General features: G+C 47.1%; 15 protein-coding genes. 14 read left to right on the top strand and 1 reads right to left on the bottom strand.

Annotated features, from left to right (window positions below):
* Positions 1-138 precede the first annotated feature (138 nt).
* The 12 genes from OCU49_RS13605 to OCU49_RS13550 all read left to right on the top strand — a co-directional run bounded on the left by OCU49_RS13605 (position 139) and on the right by OCU49_RS13550 (position 15,095).
* Positions 139-2,907 carry a FimV/HubP family polar landmark protein gene (locus OCU49_RS13605; protein WP_261841108.1) on the top strand — a complete coding sequence of 923 codons (2,769 nt, stop codon included), beginning with the start codon at positions 139-141 and terminating at the stop codon, positions 2,905-2,907.
* 79 nt (positions 2,908-2,986) lie between these two features.
* A complete protein-coding gene (gene truA / locus OCU49_RS13600) occupies positions 2,987-3,829 on the top strand; it encodes a tRNA pseudouridine(38-40) synthase TruA (protein WP_261841107.1) in 843 nt (280 codons plus the stop codon).
* Positions 3,830-4,054: 225 nt separating this feature from the next.
* Entirely contained in the window at positions 4,055-4,735 is a 681-nt protein-coding gene (locus OCU49_RS13595; RefSeq protein ID WP_261841106.1) for a phosphoribosylanthranilate isomerase, read from the top strand.
* Positions 4,736-4,754: 19 nt separating this feature from the next.
* Positions 4,755-5,939: a tryptophan synthase subunit beta gene (trpB, locus tag OCU49_RS13590; protein ID WP_261845233.1), complete on the top strand. Its 1,185-nt coding sequence runs from the start codon at positions 4,755-4,757 to the stop codon at positions 5,937-5,939.
* Between the two features lie 38 nt (positions 5,940-5,977).
* The gene (trpA, locus tag OCU49_RS13585; RefSeq protein WP_261841105.1) at positions 5,978-6,781 is read left to right on the top strand and encodes a tryptophan synthase subunit alpha; all 804 of its coding nucleotides are present in this window, start codon (positions 5,978-5,980) and stop codon (positions 6,779-6,781) included.
* A gap of 33 nt (positions 6,782-6,814) precedes the next feature.
* Positions 6,815-7,678 carry an acetyl-CoA carboxylase, carboxyltransferase subunit beta gene (accD, locus tag OCU49_RS13580; protein ID WP_261841104.1) on the top strand — a complete coding sequence of 288 codons (864 nt, stop codon included), beginning with the start codon at positions 6,815-6,817 and terminating at the stop codon, positions 7,676-7,678.
* Positions 7,679-7,792: 114 nt separating this feature from the next.
* A complete protein-coding gene (gene folC, locus OCU49_RS13575; protein ID WP_261841103.1) occupies positions 7,793-9,085 on the top strand; it encodes a bifunctional tetrahydrofolate synthase/dihydrofolate synthase in 1,293 nt (430 codons plus the stop codon).
* A gap of 1 nt (position 9,086) precedes the next feature.
* Positions 9,087-9,638 carry an SPOR domain-containing protein gene (locus OCU49_RS13570; protein WP_261841102.1) on the top strand — a complete coding sequence of 184 codons (552 nt, stop codon included), beginning with the start codon at positions 9,087-9,089 and terminating at the stop codon, positions 9,636-9,638.
* A 106-nt stretch (positions 9,639-9,744) separates the two neighbouring features.
* Positions 9,745-10,263, top strand: coding sequence for a CvpA family protein (locus OCU49_RS13565; protein WP_261841101.1), 519 nt, complete (start codon positions 9,745-9,747; stop codon positions 10,261-10,263).
* A 33-nt stretch (positions 10,264-10,296) separates the two neighbouring features.
* Entirely contained in the window at positions 10,297-11,811 is a 1,515-nt protein-coding gene (purF, locus tag OCU49_RS13560) for an amidophosphoribosyltransferase (protein ID WP_261841100.1), read from the top strand.
* A 151-nt stretch (positions 11,812-11,962) separates the two neighbouring features.
* The gene (locus OCU49_RS13555; protein ID WP_261841099.1) at positions 11,963-12,922 is read left to right on the top strand and encodes a tRNA dihydrouridine synthase; all 960 of its coding nucleotides are present in this window, start codon (positions 11,963-11,965) and stop codon (positions 12,920-12,922) included.
* A 292-nt stretch (positions 12,923-13,214) separates the two neighbouring features.
* Entirely contained in the window at positions 13,215-15,095 is a 1,881-nt protein-coding gene (locus OCU49_RS13550) for a methyl-accepting chemotaxis protein (RefSeq protein ID WP_261841098.1), read from the top strand.
* A gap of 93 nt (positions 15,096-15,188) precedes the next feature.
* Here OCU49_RS13550 and OCU49_RS13545 read toward each other — a convergent pair whose 3' ends face one another.
* Complete coding sequence (locus OCU49_RS13545) at positions 15,189-15,602, bottom strand: DUF2185 domain-containing protein (RefSeq protein WP_261841097.1); 414 nt, start codon at positions 15,600-15,602, stop codon at positions 15,189-15,191.
* 169 nt (positions 15,603-15,771) lie between these two features.
* Between OCU49_RS13545 and OCU49_RS13540 the strand changes: the two genes are divergently transcribed.
* Both OCU49_RS13540 and OCU49_RS13535 read left to right on the top strand, forming a co-directional pair.
* Positions 15,772-16,263: a YbaN family protein gene (locus OCU49_RS13540; RefSeq protein WP_261841096.1), complete on the top strand. Its 492-nt coding sequence runs from the start codon at positions 15,772-15,774 to the stop codon at positions 16,261-16,263.
* Between the two features lie 101 nt (positions 16,264-16,364).
* Positions 16,365-16,973, top strand: coding sequence for a MiaE family protein (locus OCU49_RS13535; protein WP_261841095.1), 609 nt, complete (start codon positions 16,365-16,367; stop codon positions 16,971-16,973).
* Positions 16,974-17,004: the final 31 nt, after the last annotated feature.

Below are 17,004 nucleotides of genomic sequence, written 5' to 3'. Positions count from 1 at the left end.
AATGGTGTCAGTTGATTCTGAGTTGTTGATTAAACACTGGTTTTAATGAATACTCTGCCTAGATGGTCTGCTTTGTAACTTTCTGAATATATAAGGTTTTCGCTCAGGTATTTAGGGCGGAACATAAGGAAGCAAAATATGCTGCGTAAATTGGCTCTTAGCCTGGCAATCGCCGGAGCAATGAGTAGCACTACAGCCCAAGCACTGGGTCTGGGTGAAATCCAAATTAAGTCGGCGTTAAACGAGCCGCTAAGAGCTGAAATACAACTTATTCAGGCTCGGCAGTTAAACCCCCAGCAAGTACAGCCAAGAATGGCTGGTATAGATGAGTTCGCGTTGGCGGGAATTGAGAAACTGCGTTTTCTGACAGATGTTCAGTTTAATGTACAAATCCGTCCTGACGGCAACGGTGTTATTTATCTTTCTTCCGCCGTGCCTGTCAAAGAGCCGTTTTTGAACTTCCTGGTTGAAGTTAATTGGCCAAGTGGGCGTTTGGTACGTGAATATACCGTACTGCTAGATCCGCCTGTATATGATCCTACACCTGCAACTGTTGCTGCTCAGTTACCTAAAATCAGGTCTGAAGCAATGGCTGCGGCCCCTCAGCCAGCACCGGTAGTGCCATCAAAGCCTGTTTCTAATATTCAAAGCCGTGCTGATGGTAAGTCTGAAGTATATGTCGATGTAAATGATACTTTGTGGCATATCGCAGAGCAGAACCGGCCATCAAAAAATATTTCTGAAGCGCAGATGATGCTGGCGATTCAGCGTAAAAATCCGGATGCGTTTACCAACGGCAATGTAAATCAGCTGAAAGCAGGTGTTGTGCTGAAAATGCCAACGCTTGAAGAGGCGCAGAAGCTGACTCCAAAACAAGCTAAAGAAGAGTTCTGGCGTCAGACAGCGGTTTGGAAGCAGAACACGGGTAAAGCCTCAAAAAAGCAGCAGTTGGATAGCTCAAAAAAAGGTGATGTCAGCGTAAAAAAAGCGACTCCGGCTGAGCCTGTTGCTGAATCGGGTCAGCTTAAAATTGTAGCCTCTGCTGCTGAAAGTGCAGAAAACGCAATGGCTGATGAGCAGTCTGGCGAGATGTTGAAAGCGGCAGAGTCAGAGCTGGCATCTAAAAATACTCAGCTGGAATCAGATCTATCTGCAGCGCTTGAAACTGTTGATCAGATTCAGCGCGAAAATGAAGAATTATCAGGGCGAGTGGATGCGCTTGCTCAGCAGATGGAAAGTCTGCAACGTTTACTTGAGCTTAAAGATCAGCAGTTAGCTGCATTGCAGGCTGAATTAGATGCAGCTAAAAAACAGCAGTTAGATGCTGAGCTGGCTGCGCAGCAAGAAGCTGAAAGTGGCATCTTGCCAACTATCATGGGTGTGCTGAAAGACTTCGGTCTTTATATTGCTGCCGGTGGTGCTGCGTTATTGGCGTTAATTGGTCTGTTGGTGTTCTTCCTGAAGCGTCGTAAAGATAAGGACGAAGAAGAAGGGGCTGAGCTGGAGCAGGCGGTAGTTGATGCTGAGGCTGATATTGGTGAAGCTGCCCTGGCTGCGGATGATGAGGTTGCCAGCGCAGATGTTGATGCTGAAGAAATGGCGTCAGAAGCTGAAGAGATTGCAGTAGCGGATGAGGTTGATCTGGATGACCTTGAGGACCTGACAGAACTGGATCTTGAAATGGATCTGGATGATAGCTTTGCTGAAAACCCGCTGGAAGAAGTTGATGCTGATCCGCTGGACGAGACGATCGATGATCAGGAGTTTGATCTGGGGTTAGATGATGGCGAAGAGCTTGATGTCGATCTGGCTGAGCTTGATATTGCAGATGTTGAAGAAGCGGTTGAGCCAGCAACTGTAGCAGCTGATCCTCTTGAGGATGATTTCGACCTTGATCTGGATATGGATATTGATGAGCCGTTTGCTGCCGCCGAAGCGCCTGCCGCTGAAGCAGAGCCGGAAGAAATGGCTGATCTTGAAATTGACGATGCGTTGGACGCAATTCTTGAAGAAGATGATGATGCATCTATTGATGATGTGTTAGCCGAGATTGATGATAATGATCTCGAATTTTCTGCAGCGCCAGTCGTTGAGGAAGAGCTTGATGATGATCTGACTGCTGATTTGGATGATGTGCTGGCAGAAGCTGAAGACGGCGATAGTCTTGATTTCACGCCGCAGGCGTTACCCGAAGACGAGCCGGAAACTGTAGCGGCTGTTGAGGGAGAGAGTGCCGACGAGCTGGAATTTGACTTGTCTGCATCAGAAGATGATGACGATGACGACCTGGTAGATCTTGATTCACTGTTAAATGAAAATCAGCCTGAAGTACCAGTTGCTAATGTTCCTGCTGCTGAAGTTGCAGTTGAAGATGATGCGGTAGATATCGATGATCTGATGGCGGATCTGCAGTCCACCGATGAGTTACCTGATGCTGAAGATGACGACATGGTTTCTCTGGATGAGTTGCTGGGTGAGTCATCAGACACTCCAGCTGCTGATGCTGTGCCTGAGTATGTGGCGGCGCATCCTGAAGTTGAGAGCTTGCTTGAAGAGGCTGTCGCTGAAAATGATGATGTCGTGCTTGATGAAAAGGCTTTTACGGGCGGTTCATCCGCTGATGAGCTTGAAGCAACATTCTCGCAGGATCTTGATGCTGATCTTGATTCAGAACTGGAAGCTTTGTTAAGTGGAGATGATACTGGTGCCGGCGCTGCTGATGACGGCCTTGATGGTATTAACTTGCTGGATGGAGCCGACGAAGTTGAAACAAAACTGGATTTAGCGCGTGCTTATATCGATATGGAAGACGTTGATGGTGCGAAGGATATTCTGACTGAAATCATGCAGGAAGGCAGTGAAAATCAGAAGCAGGAAGCTAGTTCTTTGCTGGAGTCTCTGGTCTGATAGCTATTGTTTAAGTACCGAATAATAGCTGGCTTTTGAGTGCAGTGTTTTAAACATTATTGATATTAAGTAACAAGTTATGTCACAAAGGGATAATACCCATTCAGAAGGGGCGACTACGGTCGCCCCTTATCGTTTTGCGTTATGTGTTGAATATGCCGGCGGCAATTATCGAGGCTGGCAAATTCAGACAGAACATAATGTTCCGACTATTCAGGCTGAAGTTGAAGCCGCACTCAGTAAAATTGCTAATGCGCCGGTGAGTGTTATCTGTGCCGGGCGTACTGACGCCGGTGTTAGTGGTACCTATCAGATTATTCATTTTGAAACCTATGCAGAGCGTGATCTTCGTGGCTGGGTTATGGGGACTAATACCCAGTTGCCTGATGATATAGCCATTAAATGGGCGAAGCTGGTAGACGATAGTTTTCATGCCAGGTTTTCAGCGCTTGAGCGACGCTACCGGTATTTGATTTATAGCGCTAAAGTTAAGCCGGCGATACTCAATAAAGGTGTTACCTGGACGCATAAATCACTGGATGTTGAGGCAATGCGTGAGGCGGTTCAGTATCTTATTGGTAAGCACGACTTTACGTCTTACCGGGCGGTAGGCTGCCAGGCAAAGAGTCCTGTGCGGGATGTGCGTGAATTTAATGTTTACCGTGAAGGTGATTTGATTGTTCTGGATGTCAGGGCGAACGCATTTTTACACCATATGATTCGTAACTTTGCCGGGGTGCTGATGACAATTGGTGCAGGCGAGGCGGAGCCTGTTTGGGCTAAAGAAGTGCTTGAGGCAAAAGATCGCCGAAAGGGTGGGGTGACTGCGCCGCCGTTTGGTTTGTATTTTGTGGATGTGAAGTATCCGGAAGAGTATGAATTGCCAGCTTCAGAGCTGGGGCCGTATTTTTTATCCTGCTGATGCAGGGTTTTCAGGCTGTTAAGGCATCAGAACAAGAGTCGGTTTTCATGTCTTAGGAGTCTCTTGGGGCTGTGCTTGGCAGATCTATCTGGTAGTATGTTCGGCTTCGAAAATGTATATAAGATTTTTTCATCAGGCATTGATCAGTGCCTGTACAAATAATGAGAAAATCCCTATTTAAGCCTGTCTGGCAGGCTGTATAACAGGCAAGCAGGAGAACTGCAGTTGGCGGTTGAAGCGGCTACTGGCAATTCAGAGCAGAATAAAGTGACGTCTGGTGTTGTTGCCCGGGTGAAAATCTGTGGTATCACCTGTCTGGAAGATGCGTTGCTGGCAATAGATGCAGGTGCTGATGCGCTGGGTTTTGTTTTTTATGCACCCAGCCCCCGTTATGTCAGTCCTGACGTGGCTGCGGAAATAATTCGGGAGCTGCCTCCATTTGTGACAACCGTCGCTTTATTTGTTGATGCACCTGTTGCAGAAATACAGTCGGTTATTACTCTTACCCAAATCGATCTGCTGCAGTTCCATGGCAAAGAAACCGCTGATTACTGCGAGCAGTTTAGTCGTCCCTATTTCAAAGCCCTGCGTATGTCAGCTGATCTTGATGTCAGTGCAACTGCTGCTGAATATTCTTCGGCCCGGGCAATTTTGCTGGATGCTTATCGCAAAGGTGTACCTGGTGGTACCGGCGAAAGTTTCGACTGGCAGAGAATTCCGTCCGACCTGTCTAAGCCATTAATTTTGGCTGGCGGTTTGGATGAATCAAATATTTATCGCGCTATTACTGAGGTTAGCCCATTTGCGGTTGATGTTAGTGGTGGAGTAGAGCGAATCAAGGGACGTAAGTCTCCTGAAAAAATTAATACCTTTATGAGTGAGGTGGCACGTGCCAACTACAGCTGAACTTGCAATCGCAAAACAGATGCCTGATCAGGGAGGTCATTTCGGTGATTTCGGTGGTCGTTATGTATCTGAAACCCTGATGGCTGCTTTGCAGCATCTTGAACATACTTATGAAACGCTGTGGGCTGATCCAAAGTTTCAGGAAGAATTTGACCGCGATCTTGCTCATTACGTAGGGCGTCCTTCGCCTTTGTATCATGCTGAGCGTTTGTCCCGTGAGTTAGGTGGTGCGCAGATTTATCTGAAGCGTGAAGACCTTAACCACACCGGTGCGCATAAGGTAAATAACACTATCGGCCAGGCGTTACTGGCTAAACATACTGGTAAGCCTCGTATCATTGCTGAGACGGGTGCCGGTATGCATGGTGTTGCCAGTGCAACCGTTGCTGCGCGTTTAGGGCTTAAGTGTCAGGTATATATGGGCGAAGAAGATATTCGCCGTCAGGTAATGAATGTTTACCGTATGAAGCTGCTGGGTGCTGAAGTTATTTCTGTAAGCTCCGGCACAAAGACTCTAAAAGACGCCATGAACGAAGCAATGCGTGACTGGGTTACTAATGTTGATAATACTTTTTATATCATTGGTACTGCCGCTGGCCCGCATCCTTATCCAAAGCTTGTACGTGATTTTCAGTCAATTATTGGCCGTGAAGCCCGTTCACAGTGTCTGGCTCAGGCGGGTAAACTGCCGGATGCGCTGATCGCTTGTGTTGGTGGTGGTTCTAATGCAATTGGTTTATTCCATCCGTTTATTGAAGATGCTGATGTTCGTATGATTGGTGTTGAAGCTGGCGGCAATGGTTTGGAAACAGGTGAGCACGCTGCGCCTCTGACCGCTGGTCGTCCGGGTGTTTTACACGGCAACCGTACTTACCTGATGGAAGATGATGCTGGCCAGATTTTGGGCACGCACTCAGTATCTGCGGGTCTGGATTATCCGGGTGTTGGTCCTGAGCATTCTTACCTTAAAGATATTGGCCGGGCAGAATATACCGCGATTAATGATGATGAAGCACTTGATGCGTTCCGTCGTCTGACGCTGGTTGAAGGTATAATGCCTGCGCTGGAGTCCAGCCATGCGATTGCCGAGGCAATGAAAATGGCACCAACCATGGGTAAAGATCAGATTTTGCTGGTTAATTTATCTGGTCGTGGTGATAAAGACATGCATACCGTTGCTGCGATTGATGGTATTAAGGTTTAACAGCGGTTTACGCAGACAGCGAAAGAGTACTGAATACTATGAGTCGTATAAGTTCCTGCTTTGAAAAATTGAAGGTTGAAGGTCGTAAGGCGTTAATTCCTTACGTAACTGCTGGCGATCCGGCACCGGGTGTTACGCTGCCGTTAATGCATGCAATGGTAGAGTCCGGCGCAGATATCATCGAATTAGGCGTACCGTTTTCTGACCCTATGGCAGATGGCCCGGTTATTCAGCTGGCGTGTGAGCGTGCGCTGAGCCATAACACCAGTTTGCGTGATGTATTAGCAGTTGTAGTTGAGTTTCGTAAGACTGACCAGACTACGCCAGTTGTCTTGATGGGTTACCTTAATCCAATCGAGGTGATGGGCTATGAAGTGTTTGCAGAAGAAGCGTCTGCAGCCGGTGTTGATGGTGTGCTGACTGTTGACCTGCCGCCTGAAGAAGCAGTTGAGTTCGGTGCACTGATGAAGGCAAAAGATATTGATGTTATTTATCTGTTAGCGCCAACAACTGTTGAATCACGTGTAGAGAAAATTTGTGCTGCTGGCAGTGGCTACGTTTACTACGTATCAGTGAAAGGTGTGACCGGCTCTGCCAGTCTCGACGTTGCTGATGTGGCAAGTAAGCTGGATGTCATCCGTAAGCATACAGATATGCCGGTTGGTGTAGGTTTTGGTATCCGTGACGATGCCTCTGCCCGGGCAGTTTCTGAGGTTGCAGACGGTGTAATCGTCGGCAGCGTACTGGTTAATAAGATCGCCGAACTGGCTGATCAGCAAGATAAGATTCCTGAAGCAGTGGCTGCGATTACCGGTAGCATGCGTCAGGCTATGGATAAATAAGCCCGCTGAAGAAATGCGGTTAGTGGAGTTATAATGAGTAACTGGCTGGAAAAAATTGTTCCGTCTCTGGCGCGTACTTCAGAGAAAAAGCGTACTAACATTCCTGAAGGTTTGTGGAAGAAGTGCGTTAAGTGCGAATCGGTACTGTACCGCCCAGAGTTAGAGAAAAACCTGAGTGTTTGTCCGAAGTGTGATCATCATATGCGTGTTGGTGCGCGCCCTCGTTTGGAAATGTTTCTGGATGAAGATGGTCGTCAGGAAATCGGAGCTGAAGTGACTCCGGTTGATCGTCTGAAGTTTAAAGATTCCAAGAAATATAAAGACCGTTTAGTGGCTGCGCAGAAAGATACCGGTGAAAAAGATGCGCTAATTGCTATGCGCGGTGAAGTGAACGGTTTACCTGTTGTCGCGGTTGCTTTTGAATTTCGCTTTATGGGTGGTTCAATGGGTGCGGTTGTTGGTGAGCGTTTTGTACGTGCTGCTAACGTGGCTCTTGAGGAAGGTATCCCTTTGGTTTGTTTCGCGGCCAGTGGTGGGGCGCGGATGCAGGAAGCTCTTATTTCACTGATGCAGATGGCGAAAACCAGTGCTGCATTGGAAAAACTCAAAGGCGCAGGCATTCCATATATATCAGTATTAACAGACCCTGTTTACGGTGGTGTTTCTGCCAGTCTGGCAATGCTGGGTGACCTGAATATTGGTGAGCCTCGCGCTCTGGTTGGTTTTGCCGGCCCACGGGTTATTGAACAGACCGTGCGTGAGAAACTGCCGGAAGGTTTCCAGCGCAGCGAGTTTCTGCTGGAGCATGGCCAGGTTGATATGATCATTAATCGGGGCGAAATGCGCGACCGTTTGTCATCCATTTTACGGATGATGCAGGGTAAGCCGGCAGCATAAGCTGTATAGAGTAATATTCTGAAAGCCGATTTTGCATAGCAAATCGGCTTTCTTGTTTTTGATTGTTTTTTAGAATTTCCGACCTGTATCCGGTCGCGATGTATGGCAGTGAATATGTCTGAGCAAACAGCGAATAAAAAAGATCTGGCACAATGGTTGAGCTGGATTGAACAGTCTCACCCAAGTGAAATTGAGCTTGGGCTCGAGCGTTTGAATGAAGTGTATCAGCGACTTAATCTGGATCTTACCGCTTCGAAAGTGATTATTATCGGTGGTACAAACGGTAAAGGTTCTACAGTCGCGATGCTTGATCAGGTGCTGCGTGATGCAGGTAAAACTGTTGGCTGTTTTACGTCACCGCATTTTTTGCGTTATAACGAGCGGATTAAGCTTAATGGCCATCAGGCGCAGGATGATGCGTTAGTTTCGGCATTTGAGCGAATTTATGCTGCTTGCGGTGAGACCTCGCTGACATACTTTGAATACAATGCGCTGGCTGCTCTGATTGTGTTCGCTGATGCTCAACCGGATGTCATGCTGCTTGAAGTAGGGCTGGGTGGTCGTCTTGATGCGATTAACATTGTCGATGCAGACATTTCGGTCGTGACGACTGTGGCAGTCGATCATATCGACTGGTTGGGCGATGATCGTGAAAAAATTGGATATGAAAAAGCTGGTATTTATCGTGCTCAGCGACCAGCTGTTTGTGGCGATCCTGATGCGCCGAAAATGCTGCTTGATTACGCTTCTGAAATTGATGCTCAGTTATGTGCCCGGGGTGTGGATTTTGAACTAACTGAGCATGCTGATGGTCAGTGGGATTGGCAGGGTAAAACCGCAAAAGGCGATCAGGTGAGTTACATTGGTTTACCGGATATAAATTTACCGAAACCAAATGCTGCTGTTGTGATCCAAGTATTAAGTTTGCTGGGCATTGCACCAGATCAGCAGGCGCTGGCTAACAGTTTATCAGCGGCGCAACTGACTGGGAGATTGCAGCGGGTTGAGCTAAATGGCTGTCAGTATACTCTTGATGTGGCGCATAACCCCCAGGCGGCAGAATACGTTGCTAAGCGTCTGAATGCTGAAGTGTGTTCAGGTAAAACCTGGATGGTGTTGGGGATGCTGGCTGATAAAGATATTTCTGAAGTGCTGGGTTATCTTAAAACCCTTGCTGATGAGTGGTTATTGGTTACTCTGGATGTGCCGCGTGGGCAAACCAGCGCAGCTTTAGCAGGCATGCTGCAGCAGCAAGGTGTCGCCAATGACATGCAAACTACTTATGATACTGTGGCGCAGGCGCTGGAAAGCCTTGCGACTAAGTTGAGCGCCGGTGATCGGGTTGTGATCGCTGGATCATTCTTTACCGTCAGTGGTGCGCTGGCGGCACTTGAACTGGAAGGCTAGTGTGACAGACGTGTTCAAACAACGCTTGGTAGGTGCAGTTATCGTGATTTTGGCAGCAGTGGTTTTGCTGCCTGTCTTATTTGACGGTGCCGGTTACAAGGAGCGTCATCTGGAATCCCGTATTCCTGCTGAGCCTGCGCTTGCTGAAGTGGTGATTAATGAACCTGTTAATCAGCGTTTGCCGGATACCGATACGCCGGCTGAGCCTCAGCCAGCAGTGACAATCAAAGCAAAGCCGGCAGCACTGGCAAAGGCGGTGGATAAAGTAGCGCCTGAAATTGATCTGAGTATCGATACGCCAACGCTTGATGCTGAAGGTGTAACTGTTGCCTGGACTTTGCAATTAGCCAGCTTTAAAGATGAAGATAACGCTAAGGCGCTGCGTCGTCAGTTGATTAAAGCAGGCTACAAAGTTTATACCCGCAAGAATGGCAGTCTGATAAAAGTCTTTGTGGGTCCGGACGTGCAAAAAACTAAGCTTGAGTCATTGCAGGGCGGGATTAAAAAGCAGTTTGGCCTTGATGGCATAATCGTGCGTTTTACCACGCGTTAGGCATTGGGTAATGCCGTAGGCTCTGGTAGAATCCGCGGCATTGCAGATAACAGGCTATTTTAGCCTAATGACAGTCCCTGAATCAGGGCTTGGGTAACTGATTGTTATGACACTGAACTGGGCCGATTGGGCAATCATCGGTATCGTTGTTTTGTCGGGTCTTTATAGCTTGCGTGGTGGTTTCGTAAAGGAAGCACTGTCGCTGGTCACCTGGGTTGCAGCTTTTGTTATCGCGCGTCTTTTTGCTCCTTCTATGAGCACCTTACTTGATGATTTTATCAGTACGCCTTCAGTACGTATCGGTGGGGCTTTTATTCTCGTGTTTGTCGCAACCTTAATGGTTGGCGCTATTCTTAATAATTTGATCGGTTTGCTAGTACAAGCGACCGGTTTAAGTGGCACGGACCGCGTTCTGGGCGTAGGCTTTGGAGTGGTGCGTGGTGGATTAATCGTTGTAGTACTGGCGGCATTACTGGTGCGTTCACCAGTCGTCAGTGATCAGTGGTGGAATGAGTCCCAGTTAATTCCCCACTTCCTGTTGCTTGAAACCTGGACCCGTGACACAGCCACCGATATTGGCTCGTTGATCTGGAATATAGGTGTCGACGGGATCAATAATAATTAACTTTGCTGTAATTGCTTAGCTGAGGTGTCTTAAATGTGCGGTATAGTTGGCGTGGTTGCCAAGTCCTATGTAAACCAGACGATCTTTGATGCCCTGACAGTGCTTCAGCACCGTGGTCAGGATGCTGCAGGCATGGTGACCTGTGAAGGTGATCGTTTTTTTCTGCGTAAGGATAATGGTTTAGTCAATGAGGTTTTCCGTACCCGGCACATGAAGCGCCTGGTAGGTAATCTGGGTATCGGTCATGTCCGTTACCCGACAGCTGGTAGCTCAAGTGCTGCTGAAGCTCAGCCTTTTTATGTTAACTCTCCTTACGGTATTGCTCTTGCGCACAATGGTAATCTGACCAATGCTGAGCAGTTAGCTGAGCAGATGCGTAATGAAAATCTGCGTCACATCAACACAACATCTGACTCAGAGATTCTGTTAAATATCTTCGCGCATGAATTGCAGCAAATTGGCAAGTTAGTGCCGACAGCTGAAGATATTTTCACAGCCGTTAAAGCTGTGCATGAACGTTGTACTGGCGGATACGCAGTCGTTGCTGTTATTACTGGTTATGGCATTGTGGCTTTTCGTGATCCTAACGGTATTCGTCCTTTGGTTTACGGTAAGCGTGAAACATCTAACGGTACTGAGTTCATGGTTGCTTCTGAGTCGGTTGCGCTGGATATTTCCGGTTATACGCTGGTGCGCGATATTGCGCCGGGTGAAGCTATCTTTATTTCTCAGGAAGGCGACGTGAGCACGCTGCAGTGTGCACCTAAAGCTGATTTTGCACCTTGTCTGTTCGAATACGTGTATCTGGCGCGTCCTGATTCCATTATGGATGAGGTGAACGTTTATAAATCACGTATGCGTATGGGTGAGAAGCTCGCAGAAAAGGTTATGCGTGAGCGGCCTGAGCATGATATTGACGTTGTTATTCCTATTCCGGATACCAGTCGTACATCCGCTCTGGAAATGGCGCATCATCTGAACGTTAACTTCCGTGAAGGTTTTATCAAAAACCGCTATATCGGCCGTACCTTTATCATGCCGGGTCAGGAAATGCGTGAGAAGTCAGTGCGTCGTAAGCTGAATCCGATTGAGTTGGAATTTAAAGATAAAGTCGTCATGTTGGTTGATGATTCTATTGTACGTGGCACGACTTCCCGTCAGATTGTTGAAATGGCACGTGATATGGGAGCAAAGAAGGTGTATTTCGCTTCTGCAGCACCTGCGGTTCGTTACCCTAATGTGTATGGTATTGATATGCCGTCCGTAGATGAGCTGATTGCACATGACCGTACTGATGACGAAGTGGGTCAGCTGATTGGTTGTGACTGGATGTTGTACCAGGACCTGGATGATCTGAAAGAGTGCGTACGCACCGGCAACGAAGAAATTAATAACTTTGATAGCTCGGTATTCAACGGTGAATATATCACTGGTGATATCGATCAGGCATATCTGGACCGGATTGAGGCGAAGCGTAATGATGCAGCTAAAGCCGGTGAAGATCAGAAAGATGATAGTGATTCAACGGATTTGCTAGCGATCAGTTAATCAGGTGTGTTTACGGCTCTTACTATTTAGCAAAGGGCTTGTTTGATTTTTAAAAGGGAGTGTCCGGGAAGCTGGGCGCTCCTTTTTGTTTTCAGTAGTGAGCATTGAAAAACATTTTGATGCTGTAATTACGAATTTGAAGTATCTATTTATGAAAATAGTTTTAGCACCGATGGAAGGTGTTGTTGATGCAACAATGCGGCATATGCTGACAGACATTGGTGGCGTTGATCAGTGCGTCACAGAATTTGTGCGTATTTCTGACCGGCTATTACCGCGAAAAGTATTTCATCGTTTGTCGCCGGAGTTACTTAATGAGGGTAAGACCGCTAGTGGCGTGCCGGTGATAGTGCAGTTGCTTGGTAATAATCCCGAAATGATGGCAATGAATGCCTGTCGGGCTGCAAAGCTTGGTGCGCCGGGTATTGATCTTAATTTTGGCTGCCCGGCTAAGACGGTTAATAAGAACCGCGGCGGTGCAGTGTTGCTGCAATTTCCTGATGAAATTCATAGCATAGTAAAAAAAGTCCGCGAAGAAGTACCTGAGGATGTTCCGGTCACCGCAAAAATGCGCCTCGGATTTGCTGATAAGTCTCTGGCGCTGGAGAATGCCCACGCGATTGCTGATGCTGGCGCTAATGGTTTGGCGGTGCATGCCAGAACGAAAGTAGAAGGTTATAAGCCGCCTGCTCACTGGGAGTGGATTGCACGTATTCGGGAAGCTATCGAAATACCTGTTACTGCTAACGGTGAGGTCTGGGATTACCAGGACTATCTTAAGTGTCGTGAAGTCAGTGGTTGCGAAGACGTCATGATTGGTAGGGGGTTAATTGCTGCGCCTGATTTAGGTTTGATGATTAATGGCTATAACTCGGGTCAGCAGTTCGAACTAATGAGTTGGCCGTCTATGTTGGCGGTATTGCAGGATTATCTTGAAAGGGTTGTGGTGCAGATGGCGCCTAAATATGTGCATGGTCGGTTAAAGCAGTGGCTTAAAATGATGCAACGCCGTTACCCGCAAGCTGAGCAGTTGCTGCAGGAAATGCGTACTTTAAAAGAGGTTAGTGAGGTACGAAATTTTTTGCAGATGTATAGAGAAGCAGCTCTTTAGCAGAAGCGCGGGTCACTGAATTCTCAGTGGCCTTCATTAGTCGTTTTCATGACTTTTTATAATTGATGACTATTTTTTGAGTGCAAATACTCAATGCAGTTTATTGTTGCCTTAAGGCTACAAACTATACAGCTAATGCCTTTCTAGTACCCAATCTGTGATGTGTGTGGATTGTTCGATTCACCAGACAAAAGTAGTATTCGCTAAATACCCACTTGTCTGATTACGACAAAAAGAATTAGTTCCGGCAAGGGTGTTTTTTTCGCTGACATGAGTAGCTTAAAGAGGTTCTATGAAAGTCTCACATAAAATTGCAGTGATAGCGTCTGCTGTTGTAGCAATTATTTTTACCGTTTTTTCCTGGTTTCAGTATGCGTCAGTGCGGGATTCCCTGTATAGCACTGCTGCAAGCAATACTCAGGAAGCCACCCAGGCATTGTCATCCCAGATTACTAACTGGTTGAATGGCAAGTTGGCTCTGATTGATATGACTGCTCAGGTGATAGATTCTGAATTTACCGGCGATGCTATTCAGCAGGCATTCAATACGCCAATTCTGAAGCGGGAATTCGAGCTTATTTTCGGTGGTCTTGCGACGGATGGTAAGCGTATTACTAACGATCCTAGCTGGAACCCGGCTGGTTGGGATGCGCGTAAGCGTCCCTGGTATCCGTATGCGCAACAGCATAGCCGTGCAGTTTTGACTGCGCCTTATAATGATGCTGCATCAGGATTGTTGTTAGTGTCTGCTGTTACCAAGTTCACAGATAATGGTGTCTTTAAAGGTGCTTTCGGTGGTGATCTGAGCTTGCAGACGATTTCAGATGCTGTAAACACCCTGAATTTCAACGGTGCAGGTCATGCATTTCTGCTGGACAGCACGGGTAATATTATTAGTTATCCGGGTGGAGAGTTTGATGGTAAGACGCTGAACGATCTGTTTACTGATCAGGTGCCTCAGCTAACGAATCAGCTTCAGGAAGTTAGTTTCCAGGGTGAGACTGTGCTGACTTCATATACCAAGCTGGATGGTCTGTACGGCAGTGACTGGCTGATCGGCGTTATTCTGGAAAAAGATATCGTCATGGCTGAGGCGACAAGCCTTGGACTACGGGCGTTGATTGTGACTGTGCTGAGTGTTCTGATTTGTTCTGTGGTTCTGTATATGACCACTGTGCGTCTGTTAACGCCTTTACAGAGCCTGCGTGAATCACTGCTTGATATTAACTCCGGTGAAGGCGACTTGAGACACCGTTTGTCTGTTGACAGTAAAGACGAGTTCGGCCAGGTATCTGTTGATTTCAACGAGTTTGTTTCTCATCTTCAGGCATTGATTAAAGATGTTAAAACAACCTCTACCGATATTCTGACCAATACCGAGCTGACAGCAGGGTCTGCCAATGAGTCTGTGTCCCGGTTAACTCAGCAGTTGAGCGAGCTGGATCAGTTAGCGGCTGCTATGCATCAGATGTCTGCCACTGCACAGGATGTTGCTCAGCACGCTCAGCATACTGCTGATGCGGCTAATCAAGCTGACCAGGCGGCAGAGCAAGGTGCTGGTATCGTGTCTCAGACAACGACTTCGATTGAGAAGTTGGTTGTCGATATGGATAACGCAGTTAACACCATTAATGAGTTGGCTGATTTCAGTAATAATATAGCGTCTATCCTGACGGTTATTACTGGTATCTCTCAACAAACTAACCTGTTGGCACTTAACGCTGCTATTGAGGCTGCTCGGGCTGGTGAGGCAGGGCGTGGTTTTGCGGTGGTTGCCGATGAAGTGCGTGCGCTGGCATCGCGGACGCAACAGTCTACTGAAGAAATTCAGGAGATGATTGATCAGTTGCAGAGCGGTGTGACAAATGCCGAGCAAACGATTAGTCAGGGCCGTAACATGGCGAGCGAGACCAGTGAATTGGCGAGCGAAGCAAATGGTGCGTTGCTAAACATTCGCGATAGCATTCGCAGTATCAGCGAAATGACTATTCATATCGCAACTGCTGCTGAAGAGCAGAGTGCTACTGCAGAAGAGATTAACCGTAACACCACTAATATCCGCGATATTAGTCAGACGGTTTCTGACAGTGCAAATGAGCAGTCGCAATTATGTCACGGCATGGTTGAGCTGACTCAGAAGCAGGATGCAGGGCTTAATCAGTTTAAGGTGTAGTTGTTGCTGCATAAAAAAAGCGCCTAAGGGCGCTTTTTTTGTTAAAGATGTTTTGAATTATATGAGAGTGGGTATTCGGCTTTGAAAATTGAATCAGATGTCCAGGTCTTCTTCTTTTACGCTGAAGCGTTCTATGTCGTTAGTGATTTCAACGCCAGGGCTTATGGATGGTATTTTGAAATCATAAACCCGCTGCCATTCCGGTGAATCCGGAGTGCGTTCCCAGACAGTGCCTGCATTGTATTCCAGTAACGTTTTTAGTGATGGATCTAAGTTGGTGATTTTATCCATTGGAACCGTCGCCATATTCGCAACTTCGTCTTCGAGGAATTCCGGTGTTTCGTATCCGGAATAGAGGCGCCAGCCTGTATCATTAAGGTGCTCTGGTACAGTTTTGTACATAAAGCGTATCGGTAGTTTTTCATCAAAGATCATTCGCGAGGCAAGCACCAGATAACCATTTTTGGTTTGGTTGGTTTCTGGATTTTGAATGTCGCTGGTAGCCATGGCGCAGATCCTGTTAATTAAAAAAGGCACATTATAGCCTGTCGACAGTTGTGAGTTTAGTGTTTGCGTATAAGTTAAGGGTATAGCAAAGGCTAATTATGGATTTAAATGGCCGTAATGAGTATTTACAACTTGGTTTGTGGCTGTAGTGCAATTATGCTGTTTTGTTATGAGCCAGATAAAAGATCCATCAGTCACCAGTACAGAAGTCGTTACTGTCAGTCCTGAGCTTAGAGCAGGGCTTGAGTCAGAGCTTGTATCAGATACGGGCTCTGAGTATAAAACTGTATCTGCTTTTTGGCGTCCTTTGGTGTTATTGGCTGGTTGGATATCCTTGGTGTTGGGTGTTGTTGGGATTTTTCTGCCGTTATTACCTACGACGCCATTTTTGCTGTTAACGGCAACTTGCTTTGCCAAATCATCTCCCCGGTTTCATAGCTGGTTGCTGAATCATCCGAAGTTGGGGCCGCCGATTCGTGACTGGCAGCAATATCACTGTATTGTGCCTTCTACTAAACGCCTTGCAACGGTACTAATTGTGTTGAGTTTCAGCGTTTCTATTTTTGTCGTGAAATTCTTAATTCTTAAAGTCATGCTACTTTGCATGATGTGTGGTTTGCTGGTGTTTATCTGGCGAACTGCCGATGGGCCTTCTGACTGATAATATCAGTAAATTACTTGTTCTGAATCACGCTGGCAGGTTTGTAACCGGCAGGGTGAAGGGTATAATTCCGGCTCGCAAAATTTCAGTTGGATGATTACATGTCTGCTCTGGACGAAATTAAAGAATTCCTTGCCTGTGAAACACCAGATAGCTGGATTCAGGCTGCGCTACAGCAGCAGGACCTGCTGCTTATTGATCACGCTCACTGTGAGAAGAAAGCTGCTTCAACCGCAATGACGCTGATGTTCCGTTATGTTGATAATAGTGACCTGTTGAATAAGATGTCTCGCCTGGCGCGTGAAGAGCTAATTCATTTTGAGCAGGTATTAGCATTGATGGAAGATAGGGGGGTTCAGTATTGTCACCTTAGCTCATGTCGCTATGCTGGCGGGATGCGGCAGCCAGTGCGGACCAGTGAGCCGGGGCGTCTGATTGATATTTCTATCATTGGTGCTTTTATCGAGGCGCGGTCATGTGAGCGTTTTGCAAAGCTGGCACCTTATCTGGATGATGAGCTGGCAAAATTTTACCGTTCGCTGCTTAAGTCGGAAGGGCGTCACTATCAGGATTATCTGAAACTTGCTGAAGATGCTGCCGGTGAAGATATCAGCGAACGTGTGGCTATGTTCCGTGAAATCGAAAGGGAGCTGATAGAGTCACCTGATCCTGAGTTTCGTTTTCATAGTGGTGTGCCTGCTGTGGCCTGATGTTGACGGCCAGTATTGCAGATATAAAAAA

The organism is Aliamphritea ceti, assembly GCF_024347215.1.
In the GTDB taxonomy this organism is placed as follows: Bacteria; Pseudomonadota; Gammaproteobacteria; order Pseudomonadales; family Balneatricaceae; genus Amphritea; species Amphritea ceti.
Note: the sequence above shows the minus strand (reverse complement) of the source record. Positions and strands in the feature narration are given on the sequence as shown.